We start from the raw sequence: 17,186 nt of genomic DNA on the forward strand, positions 1-17,186 counted from the left end.
GCTGTGCGCCCCCTACAGATCTGTGTACCTCATGTGACTGAAAACTGCTATAAAAAGTCAAGGAATTACGTGTTTAAAGTTAGAGATATCGATCCCCCCTACCCCCGTTAAAAAGGGGGGAATAGATAGCTCTTTTTTAAGTTATTTGAAGAACACAACTTTTTCAATGGGGAATAAATGCCTCTTTTTAAAGGGGTTGGGGGATCGCAATTGTGTATCGGCTAAAATAATAGAAACTACTTTACAAAGCATTTCTAGCGAGATTTTCTGGTTGCCATCCCACTAAAGTATTTGGTCTATTTACAGGAAGGGAAAATATTTTTTGAAATCCCAACTGACGTTTTTTTGGAGATTCTTTGGCTAAATTCCATAAAGTTTCATAGAAAAAGAAAGAAACTCCTGCAAAGTTATGTCTGCGAGCAACTTGAACTTGATTTTGAATTTGCCCCCACGGAACGTATTTACCTTTTAAGCCTGATAAAATTCCAATTCCTACTGGAATGTGTTTTCGTGCTGCTTGCACTTCTGGGTATTGTAATTCGCTTAGAAATACTTTGAGATCGTTGCGATAGACTTGTAAAACTAATTCTTCAACCAATCCCTGTCTGTCCCAATCTGCCCAATCTGCAAGAAAAAGGTCGTAGGAAACTCTTTGAGGATTGGGCGCAATTGAAATTATGCAATTCGGTTTCTGTTGCTTGACTGCTTGAAATACCTGTTTCAAAAAAGCCGTAATCTTATCAGCACGCCAGCGCAGCCATTCGGAATCTTGGGGATCGATAGGTGGCTTTTTTCCCTGATGTTCTTGTTGATATAAATTCACGGTAAATGGATCGTAGCCAAATTCTGAAGGTAAACCGAAATGATCGTCAAATTGAATTCCGTCTATATCGTATTTCGTCACAACTTCTAAAATTAAACTTTGAATAAACTGCTGTACTTCAGGATGAAAAGGATTAAGCCAGACTCGTTTGTGTTTACCTTCTAACCAAATTTCCTGATTATTTCGCCTACGAGTTAGCCACTGAGGGTGGCGTTTTGCCAACTGGGAATCAGCAGGAGCCATAAACCCAAATTCAAACCAGGGAATGACTCCCATGCGTTGTCGATCGCCCTGAAAAGCATTTTGTTGATGTCCTTGCTGGATAATTTCTTGTAAGATATCTCGTCCTTGTAATCCAGACGTGGGATCGAGCGATCGCCCGATGGTGTTTGCAGCAACTGAGCTAGGATACAACGTGTATCCCCAGTTCCAAATCGTGGGATAGATAGTATTAAAATTTAATTGATGTAAGGTTTGGATTGCTTGACTGAGGCGATCGCGTTTAAATAACACGTCACTATCAATATTCGTCAGCCATACTCCCCTAATTTCGGCAGAGTTTGAATTGGGTTTGGGAGGAGTTGGCGAGGCTATGAGAGTTACAGAAGAGAAGCATAGGATCGCCGCTAGGCTGAACAGGGCGATCGCTAGGGGAGCAAAAAATTTCCGGCGCATCTTGATTAAGTGAACCTACTGACGGCAAATTCTACAGTATGGGGAAAGCTATCTGTCAGAACTCTTAAAGGAATTTTGCTGATTCTATTGGTTTATGCAAGTTATAGTTCTGCTAGCCTTACTCCTGGGGATACTTGTAGCAACATTCGTATTTGGCATTGTGACGAAAAATTTTCTGCTATCCCTCGTTGCATTTCCATCGATCTATTTCTATATAGCGGCTGTACTAAAAGAATGGCGATATATTCCTTTACGAGAGCGCAGCTTTTATCTATGTAAATTAAAACGCTATCAAGAAGCGATCGCGGCTTGCGATCGTTTTCTCGGACGTTTGCCTGGATATGGTTTTACTTGGTTTAACCGAGGTTTATTATTATTTGAGTTAAAACGCTATCGAGAGGCGATCGCGAGTTACGATAAAGCTTTAGATTGTGCTAGAGATTACTACAAAGGATTTCCCTATCGAGTCTGGTATCATCGAGGTTTGGCACTATATCACTTAGGGCGTTATAAACAAGCGATCGCCAATTACGACGAATCGCTCAAATATACAAAAACATATCATCGCAATTTACGCTATCAGGTTTGGTATCATCGAGGTCTGGCGTTGCAAGAATTGGGATTGTACAGAGAAGCAATTTTTAGCTACGACCGAGCAATGCAGTATATGCACCGATACAATCGGGGTTGGCAACAAAACGGAGCAAATGAGGTAGAGATTGCCGAGCCGCAAGACTTCTGGTATTCTCTGGATAATTTATGGTGTGACTGTTTGGATCGGTTACAGTCCGTCCGCCTGCGCTACGAAAAGGCGATCGCCAGCCATAATCCAGGTTCTAAATACAAGCCAGACTTCGGCGATGCTTTCTACAATCGTGCTTGCTGTTTTGCAGCCGCAGGAGATACCGATTTGGCTTTGGCAAATTTACAACAAGCAATCTATCTCAATCCAAGAGAGTATAGAGAAAAAGCAATGGTTGATGCGGGATGGGATGAGTTGCGGCGCGATCGACAGTTTCAAAGATTGGTTGTTGGTTGATCTCATAGCAATTCTCGATTGTGTGGATGACATTTGTAGGGGCGCGAGCGAGAAAGCGCCCCTACCAGACGTGTATTGCATCCAATTGAAAACCGCGATCGAATCTGTACAGGGGCGACTGTAAGTCGCGACTACACAGGCAAAACCCGCCTGCGCGGGTTAAGAATAAGGTTATTAGTTGTTATTTGATAACTTAGTATATGGGCGCATGGTTGTGCGCCTTTACAGTTATCTCCTTGCCGATCTATGCACGTTACAGGTGTCCATCACGTTGCAATTATTTGTTCTGACTACGAGCGATCGAAGAAATTCTATACAGAAATTTTAGGATTTTCGATTATTGAAGAAACATTTAGGGCGGCGAGAAATTCTTATAAATTAGATTTAAGAGTCAGCGATACAGTTCAAATTGAATTATTTTCTTTTCCCACGCCGCCGTCAAGACCGAGTAAACCGGAAGCTTGTGGATTGAGGCATTTAGCTTTTGCTGTTGACGATCTCGATCGCGCTGTTACGGAGCTAACTGCTCAGAGAGTGCAGGTAGAAGATATTAGAATAGACGAAATTACGGGTAAACGTTTTACTTTTTTTCAAGACCCAGATAATTTACCACTAGAACTGTATGAAAATTAATATGTTTGTTCCTCTTAAAGAAGATCTAACGAATATGGGACGAATAAAATTCGCGGCTACACAAACGAAGTCCGCACATGCGGACTATAGGACAATTGATTGTTTTAAATTTTGTCTACCAACAAGGAGTTTTTTAACTCTGATTTTGACTTGTAGTTTATTTTTGTGTTTTAGCGTTAATTTTATTTCTAGTGCTGTAGCTGCACCGAGTCAGATTGCTGAAAATGTAGACGCGAACAGTCAAAGCGATCGCGTGCCTCCTAAAGTTGTTAAAGCTGTCATTGCCGATCTGACTAAGCTGCAAAATCTTCCTCCAGAGAAACTAAAAGTGACTAAATACAGTCGCGAAAGTTGGTCTGATGGTTGTTTGGGACTACCTCAACCGGAAGAAATTTGCTCGCAGGCGATCGTTGAAGGTTGGCGGGTTGTGGTGTCGGACGGTAGCCAAAAATGGATTTATCGTACTGATAATAGCGGGAGAAATGTGCGATTAGAAGCACCGCAGTCAAAAGTCAAAAGTTAAAAGTTAAAAGTTAAAAATTTAAAATTGTTGTCAGGGAGCAGTTCGTAGTGCAAAATTTAGTTAGTTCTAAGTTGAAAGAACTTGTTTGTGAATGAGTATAAGTTTTAAACGGAATCTCCGATGGGAGCGCTGTTGTAACTACCAAAAATAGCTTCCAAGTTACGATAATATTTAACTTCTATTAGGTTATAAAATGGATCTTCTAGGAAAAACGTGTAGTGTTCTAGGGGAGAATCAACAAAGCGCTGTTTGGGTGTTTCTCTAAATTTAAGTTGCTGGTGTTGCGATCGCTCTAATAAATTTTCCCATTCCAATTTAGAGGAAAAAATTAAACCAAAGTGTCTGGGATAGACACCACGCTGTGGAGCCAGAGGTTCTTTAGTCATATGAGCTACTAGCTGATGCCCGTAAAGATTTAAAATCAAAGCATGGGGAGTTTCACGACCGGGAATGCAACCCAAACCATCGATATAGAAGGCTTTTGTCGGGGCAATGTCGGTGATGGGAAAGGCAAGATGAAAAATGGTTTGATTCATATACAACCCGCAATTTTTTAAGATTCTGGCAAAATTCAGATGACTAATAACTTATCCTTGATACTTTCAAGCCCATCGTTCCTCAATTCCGTACTAGTTGCTGTCGGAGTGCATACAGTTTTATTAGGTATAGCCTGGATTGCTCCTAAAAAGTTGCTAACTCCGGCTGGGCTATTGCACGCTTTATTCTTGGGTGTTCTCTTGTACTTGAGTGTAGGTTGGCAGGGTGAATTAGTTGTCATATTCTACTTTCTTGTCGGTTCTGCTGTGACATACATCGGTATGGCACAAAAGGAAGCAGAAGGAATTGCAGAAAAGCGTTCTGGTGCGAGGGGTCCAGAGAATGTCTGGAGTTCGGCATTGACGGGGGCGCTGTGTGCAGTGGGAATTGCGATAACTTCGTTAAGCTTCGCTAACGCGACTACCTTTGTGGCTCATTCAAGTCCGATTGTGTCTCTACTGTTATTAGGTTTTGTCGCGAGTTTCAGCACCAAACTTTCCGATACCTGTGCCACTGAAGTTGGAAAAGCTTACGGTCAGAGGACATTTTTAATTACGACTCTACAACCCGTGGCAAGAGGAACGGAAGGGGCTGTCAGCTTAGAGGGGACGTTGGCTGGTGTAACGGGTTCGGTAGCGATCGCCATGCTAGCTTGGGGACTCGGTTTAATCGATTTACGAGGCATACTCTGGTGTGTCATCGCTGCCTTTATTGCCACTAATATTGAAAGCTTAATTGGCGCAACGGTAGAAGGTAAAGTTAGTTGGCTGACTCATGATGTTGTCAATTTTTTGAATACGTTAATTGGGGCGATCGTAGCGATATTGCTCGCTTTAATTTGGCAATTGTTAATAGTTAATGGTTAATGGTTGACTATCGGCTCAATTTCTTCTACCAACAACCATCTACCTGCATGGTTTAACCGCCCGTAAACCGCGATTGGTTGGTTATCTGGATAGATTTGTAGTTTTTCGTCAATGGGCGATCGCAAAGTTACCAGCGTCCAATCGTGTCCCTGTAATTCTTCAGGTGTGGATATAGTCAATGTATAGTCTTGCACGTCCCGACGATGGAAAATACCTGAGTAATGGCTAATTGGTAGTTGGTAGTTGGTAGTTGGTAGTTGGTAGTTGTGTGGTGAGTGAATTGACTGCTCCTCTGCCCCTCTGCCCCTCTGCTCCTCTGCTCCTCTGCTCGCCAAACTGAGAGGGCAATTTCCAGTAGCAGGATACTCCTCTGGGCGATCGAGGTAGTAGCGTTGCCATTCTAACCAGTCAGGAGATGCGGGTGATGAGTTGAATAAAGGCACGATCGCCGCTGGACAGCGCGGCTCTTGTAATAGAGCTTCTTGTACGTCTCTTACGGGTAATTCTCGCGGCTGACAACCCCTAGAAATACACATGGCTGCTGCCATTCCAGCAGCCTGTCCGAGATTCATCACCACTGGCTGCAAGCGCGTCGCACCATTGGCAATGTGAGAGACAGAAATATTCTTTTCACACGCTAAGAAGCCGTCGATCGCTGCCGGAATTAGACAATGATAGGGTATGGTAAAAGGCGTTCCCGTCCAGCGCCCTCCCCAGCGAATGGATTTCGATCGTAGGGGAAAATCGAAACCCGGGTAGTGGTGGTCGTTGGCATAGTTACCAATTGCGATCGCGTTGACTTTATCTATACTATCGACTGGTAAAGCAGCGACTCGACCTTCAGCTAAGGGTAAAATATCCTGTTCTCGCACCGTAGCCATGCCAACAACGCGCCGACTCTCGCGGTAGTAAGGGTGGAGAGCGAAAGAATTCGGAATTTGGAATTCGGAATTCGGAACTTGGAATTGGTGATTACTTCTCTGCTCTATTCCCCGACTCCCGACTCTCGACTCCCGACTCTCGCAAGCCGGAAATACACCTTCAGCCAAACCATATCGCCTTCCAAGTTGGGTTTGAATATAGTGTAAGAAGCCCTGCGTATGCCACAAACTTTCTTGCAGAAACTCAGATCTAGCCGTGGTGGAGGTAACTAGTCGGTCTAAACCTTCGCCGTAGTCGTTGCCGCAGATGGGCCAATTGAGCATGAATAAATCGCCTGGTAAGCGCCCGTAGTCAAGAAATTGTTCGGCTCCGTAACTTTCCCAGGCTCCAGCAAATATTTCTGGACTGTATGACGGTGGTGGGAGAATAACGGGAGCGATCGCGTCCCCAAAATCTTGCATGAGTCCTACCCAAGTGGGCGCTTGAACTGGGTATTTTGTCGTTAGCTCGTTTGGAGCAATTGGGGCGCTGGGTTCTCCCCATTGCGATCGCCATTCCCAACCCCAACGGTACGGAATCTCGGCTAAAGCCAATAAATCCCCTAACTCCGTAGCATCAATGGTAATTTCGGCAGTAACTGTAAACTCTGCAAATTCTACCCCAAAAATGCGATCGCCTTGGCGTAAAACGGCTTGCGGTACTTGTCCCACCAGCCAATTCAAGTTAGGCAATTCTTGTACCCATCGAGCAAAAATCTGCGCTCCTATACGCGGGTCGAAGCTAAAAAAGCTCACCCAGCTATGGTCTAATCCTTCCGGCTGGCATTGCTGCAATTCCCGCAAAAATGCTCCCCACAAGCCTGTTTGCCATGCTTCTAATTCGTTACCATCAGGAACCGATACCCCAGCTGATGTCAGCATACCTCCTAACCAAGGAAATTCACTGACCAGCATTGTTTTTGCACCAGAGCGCGCTGCTTGGATTGCCGCAGCCGTACCGCCAGTACCACCGCCAACGACTAGGACATCGGTATGAAATTGAGAATTCATTCAGTCATTAGGGAGTAGAGAGCAGGGAGTAGGGAATAACTTATAATTTGCCAATGACCAATGACAACTTGCTATTCCCAAATTTTGATTGTCCGATCTTTGCTGCTGCTAACTAAAGTTTGACCTCTGGGGCTAGGCACGATCGCTAATACCCAGTCGGTGTGAGCTAGTAGATCGTGTAGGAGTTGTCCCGATTGCGGCTGCCAAATTTTGATCGTGCGATCGAGGCTTGCACTCATTAGGGTATTACCATCATGACCGTAAGCAATCGCAACAGTTCTATGCTCGTGTTCTGCCAGCGTTTGTAGTTGCTCTCCAGTTCGCCAGTTCCAAATCTTCACGGTTTTATCCCAACTCGTGCTAGCCAGATGTTGTCCGTCGGGGCTAAAGGTAATTGCCCTGACTGCATCAGTATGCCCGGTCAGCGTGCGTAGTAGTCTTCCTGTAGCTAAATCCCATAACTTAATCGTGCGATCGATGCTGCCAGTAGCAAAAGTTTGCCCGTTAGGACTTACAGCCAAGGAAAACACCCGGCGATCGTGTGCTGGAAGCGTGCGATGCAGTTGTCCGTTCTGGGCGTTCCACAGCTTGACGGTTCCATCTTCTCCCGCACTAAAAAGCGTTTGTCCGTCTTGACTGATGGCAACAGTCCATACAGGTCCCCCATGTCCGAGCAGCCTTCCCAAGGGTCTGCCTGTTGTGATATTCCACAGCCGTACCGTTTTTTCGCCGCCACCGCTCACCAAAATTTGTCCATCTTGACTCAGAGCGATCGCCCGTACTGTATCTGTATGCCCGGTAAGCGTGCGCTGTAACTCTCTAGTTTGTAAATCCCATACCTTAATCGTTTTATCTGCACTACCACTGACCAACGTACGTCCATCTTGGCTGACAGCGATCGCCCATACTGAATCTGTGTGTCCGGTTAAAGTTTGAGTCAACGTATAGCGATCGGACAGCCGATTCGAGGCGATCGCGGCAAATTGTGCTTTAGGTGGCGCGATCGGTGGCACAGCCTTCGCTCCTGGTCGAAGAGCGTAATACAAGCCTAGAATTAATCCCAGCGCCGAAGTAATGCCAATTGCCATCCCCAACCATAGCGCTATCTGTTGCTGCCCTCCAGTTGATGTTCTTCTCGACTTCGTTCCCGATCCATTCACCGCCGATGCATGGTGACTACTAGAATTTGGAGCAGTTGAGGCAGAATTTGGGGCAGAACTTCTTGAGATAGGTGTTGGTTGTGACAGTGCTGCTGTTGGTAGGAGTGGTTGGAGATCCGCTAGGACTTCAGTTGCTGATTGGTAGCGCTCGGTGAAATGGTAGCGTACCATTTGATTCAAAATCGATCCCAAAGCTAGAGTGACATTTGTGAGATGTTGCCAAATGACTTCCCCACTGTCGGCATCTTCTAGAAGCATTGTTGGTTGCATTCCAGTCAACGCTTGGATCGCAATCATTCCCAAGGCATAAATGTCGCTATTCGGGCGAGGACGACCTCGGCTTTGTTCGCTGGGCATATAGCCTGGCGTGCCGATCGCCATTGTCGCTGGAATTCCCATAGCAAAGTTGGCATTGGTTTGTCCTGCGGCAGTGACAACTTGCGTCCATGCCTGCTTGACCGACCCAAAATCGATCAGTACCAACTTGCCGTCGCTGTCACGCTGAATTAAGTTACTGGGTTTAATATCGCGGTGAATTAGCCCGTGGGCGTGAATCACTTCTAGAATAGTAAGGACTTCCTGTAAAAAATCGATGACTTGGGTTTCACTCCAGCGTACTCCTGGAGCCAAAACTCGATTCAGAGGCTGTCCGTGAATGTATTCTAATACCAGATAAAATTGTTGATCTAGCTCGAAATAGTTTAACAATTGCGGTACTTGGGAATAAGTACTCAATTTTTCTAGCGCTGCGACTTCACGAGTAAATACACGCCGTAGAGAAGACAGGGAGCTAGTGCGACCGGATGGTCCAGGCAAGAGATGTTTGACAATACATGCTTGCGGTGAGGGGGTAACGAGATCTTGTGCCAGATAGGTCTGACAGTAATCGCTACTACTAAGGATTTGGACGATCTGGTATTGCCCTTTGATAATTTCACCTAGCATTGTGGCAGTTGCAAAAGCAGTGGCAATGATTGGGCGTTTTTAGTGTTAGTTAATCATAGCGATAGCTGGCGGTTCTGGCGATGAATCTCTCTGTCGATCGCCGTAACATAACCAAATCTCATCACGGTTCCAAAATGATTCTAGCTTGCAAAAGAAACCGGGAGTCGGGAGTCGTTGGGGGACAAGGAGAAGAGAGCTGAGGAGGCGCTCGGGAACTGAGGGAGCTGAGGGAGTGAAAAGAGCAGGGGAGCAGAGGGGCAGGGGAGCAGAGGAGATAAAATAACTAACTGGTCACTGGTCACTGTCACCCCACACCCTACACCCTACACCCTTTCTTCACTACTCCCTGCTCCCTATTAACTGCTACATTCTAAAGTACTGGATTAATGACTACAAGCTATGAAAGCCCAGGTATTTCGCGGTGTGGATCGATTGAGTTATGAGGAATTACCCGTACCAGCTATTGAAGCGGATGAAGTCTTGGTGCAAGTGCGGGTTGTTGGCTTATGTCAATCAGATATCAAAAAAATTCGCTATCCCCTCTACGAACCACCGCGCATTTTTGGGCATGAAACGGCTGGAGTTGTCGCCGCAATCGGAAAACAAGTTAGCGATTGGCAAGTAGGACAGCGAGTCGTGGTGATGCACCACATTCCCTGTATGCGTTGTCGCTATTGCCTGAATGATAATTTTTCCATGTGCGATATCTATAAAAATATCTCTACAACGGCTGGTTTTGTGCCTAGTGGGGGTGGATTTGCTGAATATGTGAAAATACCCGGTCACATTGTCCGCAATGGTGGCTTGATTCCGATTCCCGATCGCGTTAGCTTTGAGCAAGCGAGTTTTGTCGAGCCAACGAATTGCTGTCTCAAAGCAGTCAAAAAGGCACAAATTGCCCCGGGACAAACGGTATTAGTGACTGGTGCGGGTCCCATCGGACTGATGTTCGTGATGTTAGTTAAATACTTCGGTGCAAGGGCGATCGCTACCGATTTATTACCATCGCGGCTCGAAAAAGCTTTACAATTAGGAGCCGATGCTGCTTTTGATGCGCGCGATCGCGACTTAAGCACTAAAATTCAAGCTTTAACAAACGGTTTGGGAGTCGATACGACTCTACTTGCCGTCCCTAGTGAAAAGGCGTTTGCTCAAGCTCTCGATTGCACGCGCAAGGGTGGTAAGATTCTGTTTTTTGCCGAATTTCCCGACGAGGTTGAAATTTCCCTCAATCCTAATATTATCTATCGCCGCGAAATCGATTTAATTGGCAGTTATAGTTCTTCTTATCGCCTGCAAAGTCTTGCTGTCGATCTTGTTTTCAATCGCTGCATTGACGTTGATGCCTTAATCAGCGATCGCTATCCCCTACAACAACTCTCAGCAGCCGTAGAGCAAGCTGTCAACCCTACGCCCGATACTTATAAGATTCTCATCTATCCCCAGTAGAAGAACTTGAGGGATATGGAGGCAGGGGAGCAGAGGGGCAATTCAAAATTCACGCATTCAAAATTCATTTCCAATTCTCCCCACTACACCCCATACCCCACACCCTACTTGCTACTAGCCACTAGCCACCAGCCGCTAGCCACTTCTGACTTACGACTTCTATTTTGCGCCTTTTATCTTTATCATCTATCTATTAGCAGATGTTTGGCGCTAAGTTTGATTCAGCTAAATTTTTAACATGGACTCATCTTTTCCGACCCGGGGACAATTAGAACGCACTCTATCGCAACGCATTCAAGCGCTGTATCGCGCTCAGTTAGAGCATCGACCAAGCCAAGTTTTTTGTCAAATGTTTGATGAAAAAATTGCGATTATTCTGGAAGATGCAGTAACTCAGCCGGAACAACTGCTAGTAGAAAGCGGTAAAGAAGAATTAGGCGAAAAAGTTAGAGAAGAATTAGATCAAGCACTTCAACCCCAACTAAAAGACCTAATTGAGGAAGTTGTAGGTGTAGAAGTATTGGATATTCTGAGTAATACCAAAATAGAGACGGGTCGGACTGCAACAGTTGCTATCTTAGCTAGCCCGCCGTCTGTACGCAATTCTTAGTTTAGTTGTTGATAGATCGATGGTAGAGCGTTCTTGGCTGCGATTGTCAACCATTAACTATCAACTATCAACCATTAGCTATCAACTCTTCCTATTCCACCAAAGGCATACTTCCGAATTACCGTTTCTAATTGGACAATATCATAAGGTTTGATCGCGCATTCTACGCAGCCTGCGGTAATGAAACTTTCTTTATCTTCAGTTCTTGCCATTGCCGTTACCGCAATAATTGGAATTGCTTGAGTTTGCGGGTCTTGTTTGAGAGTTCGCGTCACATCTATACCGCTAATATCTGGCAGCATCATGTCTAACAAAATTAAGCTGGGACGATAGCTTTTTGCCTTGAGAATGGCACTCTTTCCATCAACCGCAGTGATATAGTCGCAATCGGCGATCGCTAAAATTTGGGCGAGTAACTGCAAGTTATCATCGTTATCATCTACAGCTAAAACAAGCGGCTGAAAAGAATCTGCCTCTAGAGAGAAACTAAAACGAGTTTGCATGTCCATAATACGTTTGGAGCTAGTCGTAGAAGTAAGAAAATTTTTGTTGCACGACATGACAACAAAGATGGTTGCTTCTACGACGAGGCATTCCCCCTAGCGGCGATCGCAATCGGCGCTGGTGATGAATTGGCTCGTACTAGCCGCTGTAGGTTGCTCGTCTTCGTACTCAGTACGATTGTAAGTAGCAAGCTAGCAACAGCAAGCAACAACATTGAATTTTACTGCAATTTGTAATTTTTGCTACGCATACCAAAAATTACGCCAATAGACAATCTCATGCTGGTTGAGAGCTACAAATTGTCATAAATGAAAATATATCATTAAATTTCTCGATTTTGGCAAGAAATAGCAAATTTTGGACGGCGATCGCGTATCATAGCTAACTAAGGTTAAAGTGTAGCCATATACAGCCTTAAATTTCGCGTTCAGGCAATCTTTTAATAGTTATCAGTTGACAGTTTATCAGTGAAGAAAGAGTATAGGGTGTAATGAGCGGCAAGTAATTTAATTGTGATTTGTGACTGGTAACTTACCTTGCGCCCTGCTCCCTGCTCCCTTATAAAGATCTACATCTCAAGGCTGATTAATGCGATCGCTTATACTGATAAATTTTAGGAAAATTTACTTATTCGTTTTTGCTGCTGGCACGATATGGAAGAATCGTTATCTCCCACGTTAGAGCAGCTACAACAAGAGTTAGTACAGCAAGTTATAGAACTTTACCGTACTCACCTCGGATACAAGCTGCCCCAAGTTTCTTGTCATATTGTCGATCGAACAGTCACAATATTGGCAGATGATTCTATTACCCGATTAGAACAGTTTTTAGGAGAAAATCAACAGACAGATCTTGCTTCACAAGTTAGAACTAACTTGCTCAAATTCTTAGAACCGCACCTGCAATCTTTAATTGAACAGACGATTGGCGTACCTGTAGTGGACGTAATTTGCAACAGTACATTTGAAACTGGTCGTACTAGCATTGTTGCTCTTTTGGATAGCGCTCCCAACATCTCAGGTTTAGACACTACAAGGCGAGTCAAACAAAGGCTAAAGTCGGATTCAAACCCAGATAGCGACAAATAACAGCTTCTAAATCGTCTAGCATATAAGGCTTACTAATATAAGCACTACAGCCTGCTGCGAGTAAACTTTCTCGATCTTCGGCTCGTGCTAATGCTGTTACTGCAATGACGGTGATGTTTTGCGTCTGCGGGTTTTGCTTGAGCATCCGGGTAATTTCCGTACCGCAGATGTCCGGTAATAATATGTCCAGCAAGATGAGGTCGGGGCGTTGCTGTTGGGCAATGCTAATCGTGGAGCGCCCATCTTTTGCGGTGATGATATGACAATTTAGAGGGTAAAGAACTTCAGTCAGTAGCTCTAAATTATCTTCATCATCATCTACAGCCAAAATCAGGGGTTGATGCATTTTTGACAGGTAATTATTCTGAGCTAGGAGTTCCAAAACCATCCTCCAGTGTGGAAAGTTGCCAAGTTACAAACAAAATTTATCTCTAGAGGATAAAAGGCACTCCCCAAGCGGCGATCCGGCGCTTGCAATGGACTGGCTCTCAACTACATTTTTGCTAGATGTTGTTTTGAATTTAAGGCTTAACTCTTTTAAGCAAAAAGGTTTTAAGCAAAAAGGACACAATTAAATCAACTGAAGTTATGATGACTGATGCAATTCTAGCTCAATTCAACCTGAAAGATAAATTTCTCATGAACTTAGTTGAATAATTTTGTAGCAATTGTTACATCTGTGAACATTAGCGAACATTTGTAGAGTACAGTATCTAAGCTAAATTAGTACAAACCTCTACAAAATATGGCTTAAATTTAAGCTTTTTTTTAGAATAGACAATTATTCAAGATATGGCAAGGTTTGCAGCTACCAATAACCTAGCCATATTATTTCACTATCAAAAAGTTGTAGTTATTTATACATTTATTTGAACGCTTGCGGCGGTAAAGAGGTAATTTTCTAGCAAAAATAGAAATGTGGAGGGGACAAGGGAGATAAGAGAGCTGAGGGAGCTGAGGGAGACAAGGAGGACAAGGGAGACAAGGGAGAAATTTAATCCAAAATCTAAAATCCAAAATTCAATTCACACCCCACACCCTACACCCCATTCTTCACTGGTCACTGGTCACTGATAACTGATAACTATTTACCCTTACCCCTCATTTTGGAGGTTTGAGTTATGGCGATCGCAACGATTAATCCGGCAACTGGGGAAACAATTGAAACTTTTACAGCGCTAAGCGAGGCAGAAATAGCCACGAAATTAGAGTTGGCACAACAGGCTTTCGAGCAATATCGACGAGTGCCGATGCAGCAAAAATCTCAGTGGATGAATGCCGCAGCCGAGATTTTGGAACGCGACAAAGAAAAATTTGGCAAATTGATGACCCTGGAAATGGGTAAGACTGTAAAAAGCGCGATCGCCGAAGTCGAAAAGTGCGCTTTGGTCTGTCGTTACTATGCCGAACGCGCAGCTGAATTTTTAGCAGACGTATCGGTAGGAACAGATGCCAGCCACAGTTTCGTCCGCTATCAACCACTAGGAATTATCCTCGCGGTGATGCCGTGGAATTTTCCCTTTTGGCAAGTCTTTCGCTTCGCCGCACCAGCTTTGATGGCAGGTAATGTCGGTCTGCTCAAACACGCTTCTAACGTACCGCAATGCGCTCTAGCAATTGAAGAGATCTTTGAAGAGGCAGGATTTCCTACAGGAGTCTTCCAAACTTTACTAGTAGGGTCGCAACAGGTAGCGGCAATTATCGCCGACCCACGAGTCAAAGCTGCCACTTTAACAGGTAGCGAACCAGCGGGAGCGAGTTTAGCAGCAGCGGCGGGCAAACAAATTAAGAAAACAGTGTTGGAATTGGGGGGAAGCGATCCATTTATTGTCATGCCGAGTGCCGACATCGAAGCAGCTGCTAGCACGGCTGTCACTGCCAGAATGTTGTGTAACGGTCAATCGTGTATTGCCGCAAAAAGATTTATCATTACCGAGGCGATCGCCGAGCAATTTGAAAAACTTTTGGTAGCAAAATTTGCGGCGCTCAAAGTTGGCGATCCAATGTTACCTGATACAGATGTCGGTCCCCTAGCTACGCCAAGTATGCTAGAAGATATAGACCACCAAGTACAGGAGTGCGTCAAGGTGGGGGCAAAAGTTTTAATTGGAGGTCAACCGCCAGCCGAACGAGCGGGAAACTTCTACCTGCCGACGATTGTGAGTCAAATTCCGGTGGATGCAGCGATCGCCCAAGAAGAATTTTTTGGTCCGGTAGCTCTGCTTTTTCGAGTTGCAGATCTAGACGCAGCGATTCAACTTGCCAATGCTACCCCGTTCGGCTTGGGAGCGAGTATTTGGACGCAAGACGCAACAGAAAGAGACAGAGCGATCACGGAAATTGAAGCAGGATCGGTGTTTGTTAACGGTATGGTCAAATCAGACCCCAGGCTACCTTTTGGTGGCATTAAGCACTCTGGATACGGCAGGGAACTGAGCATTCAGGGTATACATGAGTTCGTGAATGTTAAAACTGTGTGGATAAAGTAAGAGGGGTTAGGAGCGAGGAGTGAGGGGTTAGGGATAAGAGGCAAGAGGTAAGAAGCATTAGTTAGTTTTGACTTTTAACTTTTAACTTTTGACTTTTCCCGACTCCCGACTCCCGACTCCCCACAAACAAGGAGAAAGGTAGATGAATACGGCAGAACTGTTAGTGCAATGTTTGGAAAATGAAGGCGTGGAATACGTGTTTGGTTTACCAGGGGAAGAGAACCTACACGTTTTGGAGGCGTTGAAGAAATCTTCCATTCAATTCATTACCACCCGTCACGAACAGGGTGCAGCGTTCATGGCGGATGTTTACGGACGCTTGACAGGGAAAGCTGGAGTATGCCTCTCTACCTTGGGTCCAGGGGCAACTAATTTGATGACAGGGGTAGCGGATGCAAATTTAGATGGTGCGCCACTGGTGGCGATTACCGGACAGGTGGGGACGGATCGGATGCATATCGAATCTCACCAATACTTAGATTTGGTGGCTATGTTTGCCCCCGTAACGAAGTGGAGCGCCCAGATCGTTCGCCCCAGCATTACACCAGAGCTGGTTCGCAGGGCATTCAAGCGATCGCAAAGTGAAAAACCTGGTGCGGTGCATATTGACGTACCAGAGAACATCGCGGCGATGCCAGCGGCAGGTATGCCTCTGAGTATAACTGGCTTAGAAAAAACTTATGCTTCATTTCACAGTATTAACGAGGCAGCTGAGGCAATTTCTAAAGCTCACAATCCCTTAATCTTAGTTGGTAATGGCGCAATTCGGGCAAATGCCAGCGAAGCAGTAACGGAATTTGCTACGCGCTTGAATATTCCTGTTATCAACACTTTTATGGGTAAAGGCGTAATTCCTTACACCCATCCTTTAGCTTTGTGGGCAGTAGGATTGCAACTGCGAGATTTTATTAATTGCGCTTTTGACAATACAGATTTAGTTATTTCTATTGGTTATGACTTGATCGAGTATTCGCCCAAACGCTGGAACCCAGCAGGTGAGATCCCCATCGTCCATGTCGGAGCAAATCCAGCCGAAATTGATAGTAGCTACATTCCATTGGCGGAAGTCGTAGGGGATATTTCTGATTCCTTGAATGAAATTTTGCAACGCGCCGATCGCAGTGGCAAGCCGAATCCTTACGCTTTGGAACTGCAAGCAGATATTCGCGCTGATTACGAACACTATGCTAACGATCCTGGCTATCCGATCAAGCCGCAAAAATTAATTTACGACCTGCGGCAGGTGTTAGGACCAGAAGATATTTTAATTTCTGATGTTGGGGCGCATAAGATGTGGATTGCCCGCAATTATCATTGCGATCGCCCCAATACTTGTTTAATCTCTAATGGTTTTGCGGCGATGGGAATTGCAATTCCAGGGGCGATCGCGGCTAAGCTAGTTTATCCCGATCGCAAAGTGATTGCCGCTACTGGTGACGGTGGTTTCATGATGAATTGTCAGGAGTTGGAAACAGCCTTGCGTGTCGGACACCCATTTGTCACCCTAATTTTTAATGATGGCGGCTACGGCTTAATTGAATGGAAGCAGCACAATCAATTCGGCGAATCAACCTACGTCCACTTTGGCAATCCAGATTTTGTCAAATTAGCTGAAAGTATGGGACTAAAAGGCTACCGTGTAGAATCGGCAACTGATTTGATCCCCATGCTCAAGGCTGCTTTAGCTGATGATGTCCCAGCCGTAATCGATTGTCCTGTAGACTACCGTGAAAACCTACGCTTGACACAAAAATCTGGGGATCTTAGCTGCAAGCTGTGGGAGTAGTCAGAAGTCAAAAGTCAAGATGGTAGTTGGCAATGGGTAATTGGTAGTGGTGAGTGATGAATGGGGTGTAGGGTGTGGGGTGTAGGGTGTGGGGAATTAATTGCGAATTGCGAATTGTGAATTGCTCC

16 protein-coding genes are annotated in these 17,186 nt (G+C 45.0%); 10 read left to right on the plus strand and 6 right to left on the minus strand.

Going from position 1 to position 17,186, the window contains the following annotated elements; translation table 11 throughout:
- Window positions 1-241: 241 nt before the first annotated feature.
- Entirely contained in the window at window positions 242-1,498 is a 1,257-nt protein-coding gene (locus tag C7Y66_RS25020) for a glycoside hydrolase family 10 protein (RefSeq protein WP_106547658.1), read from the minus strand.
- A gap of 94 nt (window positions 1,499-1,592) precedes the next feature.
- On the opposite strand from C7Y66_RS25020, the gene C7Y66_RS25025 reads away from it, so the two are divergent.
- From C7Y66_RS25025 to C7Y66_RS25035, 3 genes are all read left to right on the plus strand, one after another.
- The gene (locus C7Y66_RS25025; RefSeq protein ID WP_106547659.1) at window positions 1,593-2,537 is read left to right on the plus strand and encodes a tetratricopeptide repeat protein; all 945 of its coding nucleotides are present in this window, start codon (window positions 1,593-1,595) and stop codon (window positions 2,535-2,537) included.
- A 246-nt stretch (window positions 2,538-2,783) separates the two neighbouring features.
- Entirely contained in the window at window positions 2,784-3,170 is a 387-nt protein-coding gene (locus C7Y66_RS25030; RefSeq protein ID WP_106547660.1) for a VOC family protein, read from the plus strand.
- Window positions 3,171-3,333: 163 nt separating this feature from the next.
- Entirely contained in the window at window positions 3,334-3,693 is a 360-nt protein-coding gene (locus C7Y66_RS25035) for a hypothetical protein (protein WP_146149871.1), read from the plus strand.
- A gap of 104 nt (window positions 3,694-3,797) precedes the next feature.
- Here C7Y66_RS25035 and C7Y66_RS25040 read toward each other — a convergent pair whose 3' ends face one another.
- Window positions 3,798-4,229 carry a VOC family protein gene (locus C7Y66_RS25040; RefSeq protein ID WP_106547662.1) on the minus strand — a complete coding sequence of 144 codons (432 nt, stop codon included), beginning with the start codon at window positions 4,227-4,229 and terminating at the stop codon, window positions 3,798-3,800.
- Between the two features lie 39 nt (window positions 4,230-4,268).
- Between C7Y66_RS25040 and C7Y66_RS25045 the strand changes: the two genes are divergently transcribed.
- Entirely contained in the window at window positions 4,269-5,096 is an 828-nt protein-coding gene (locus C7Y66_RS25045; RefSeq protein WP_106547663.1) for a TIGR00297 family protein, read from the plus strand.
- Here the strand turns inward: C7Y66_RS25045 and C7Y66_RS25050 are convergent.
- Entirely contained in the window at window positions 5,093-7,027 is a 1,935-nt protein-coding gene (locus tag C7Y66_RS25050) for an FAD-dependent oxidoreductase (RefSeq protein ID WP_106547664.1), read from the minus strand. The genes C7Y66_RS25045 and C7Y66_RS25050 overlap by 4 nt on opposite strands.
- Window positions 7,028-7,098: 71 nt before the next feature.
- A complete protein-coding gene (locus C7Y66_RS25055; RefSeq protein WP_106547665.1) occupies window positions 7,099-9,132 on the minus strand; it encodes a serine/threonine-protein kinase in 2,034 nt (677 codons plus the stop codon).
- A 399-nt stretch (window positions 9,133-9,531) separates the two neighbouring features.
- Between C7Y66_RS25055 and C7Y66_RS25060 the strand changes: the two genes are divergently transcribed.
- A complete protein-coding gene (locus C7Y66_RS25060) occupies window positions 9,532-10,581 on the plus strand; it encodes a zinc-dependent dehydrogenase (RefSeq protein ID WP_106547666.1) in 1,050 nt (349 codons plus the stop codon).
- Between the two features lie 238 nt (window positions 10,582-10,819).
- Window positions 10,820-11,191, plus strand: coding sequence for a DUF2294 domain-containing protein (locus tag C7Y66_RS25065; protein ID WP_106547667.1), 372 nt, complete (start codon window positions 10,820-10,822; stop codon window positions 11,189-11,191).
- Between the two features lie 74 nt (window positions 11,192-11,265).
- On the opposite strand, the gene C7Y66_RS25070 is transcribed toward C7Y66_RS25065, so the two are convergent.
- The gene (locus tag C7Y66_RS25070) at window positions 11,266-11,694 is read right to left on the minus strand and encodes a response regulator (protein WP_233222840.1); all 429 of its coding nucleotides are present in this window, start codon (window positions 11,692-11,694) and stop codon (window positions 11,266-11,268) included.
- Between C7Y66_RS25070 and C7Y66_RS30650 the strand changes: the two genes are divergently transcribed.
- The gene (locus C7Y66_RS30650; RefSeq protein WP_146149872.1) at window positions 11,689-11,931 is read left to right on the plus strand and encodes a hypothetical protein; all 243 of its coding nucleotides are present in this window, start codon (window positions 11,689-11,691) and stop codon (window positions 11,929-11,931) included. The genes C7Y66_RS25070 and C7Y66_RS30650 overlap by 6 nt on opposite strands.
- 417 nt (window positions 11,932-12,348) lie before the next feature.
- Window positions 12,349-12,783: a DUF2294 domain-containing protein gene (locus C7Y66_RS25075; protein ID WP_106547669.1), complete on the plus strand. Its 435-nt coding sequence runs from the start codon at window positions 12,349-12,351 to the stop codon at window positions 12,781-12,783.
- On the opposite strand, the gene C7Y66_RS25080 is transcribed toward C7Y66_RS25075, so the two are convergent.
- Entirely contained in the window at window positions 12,737-13,129 is a 393-nt protein-coding gene (locus C7Y66_RS25080; RefSeq protein WP_233222841.1) for a response regulator, read from the minus strand. The two genes, C7Y66_RS25075 and C7Y66_RS25080, sit on opposite strands and share 47 nt — an antisense overlap.
- Window positions 13,130-13,904: 775 nt before the next feature.
- Between C7Y66_RS25080 and C7Y66_RS25085 the strand changes: the two genes are divergently transcribed.
- Together C7Y66_RS25085 and C7Y66_RS25090 are read left to right on the plus strand one after the other, a co-directional pair.
- The gene (locus C7Y66_RS25085; protein ID WP_106547670.1) at window positions 13,905-15,272 is read left to right on the plus strand and encodes an NAD-dependent succinate-semialdehyde dehydrogenase; all 1,368 of its coding nucleotides are present in this window, start codon (window positions 13,905-13,907) and stop codon (window positions 15,270-15,272) included.
- Window positions 15,273-15,414: 142 nt separating this feature from the next.
- The gene (locus C7Y66_RS25090; protein ID WP_106547671.1) at window positions 15,415-17,058 is read left to right on the plus strand and encodes an acetolactate synthase large subunit; all 1,644 of its coding nucleotides are present in this window, start codon (window positions 15,415-15,417) and stop codon (window positions 17,056-17,058) included.
- Window positions 17,059-17,186 lie beyond the last annotated feature (128 nt).

Origin of the sequence: Chroococcidiopsis sp. CCALA 051, assembly GCF_003015105.1 — a bacterium.
Taxonomy (GTDB): domain Bacteria; phylum Cyanobacteriota; class Cyanobacteriia; order Cyanobacteriales; family Chroococcidiopsidaceae; genus Chroococcidiopsis; species Chroococcidiopsis thermalis.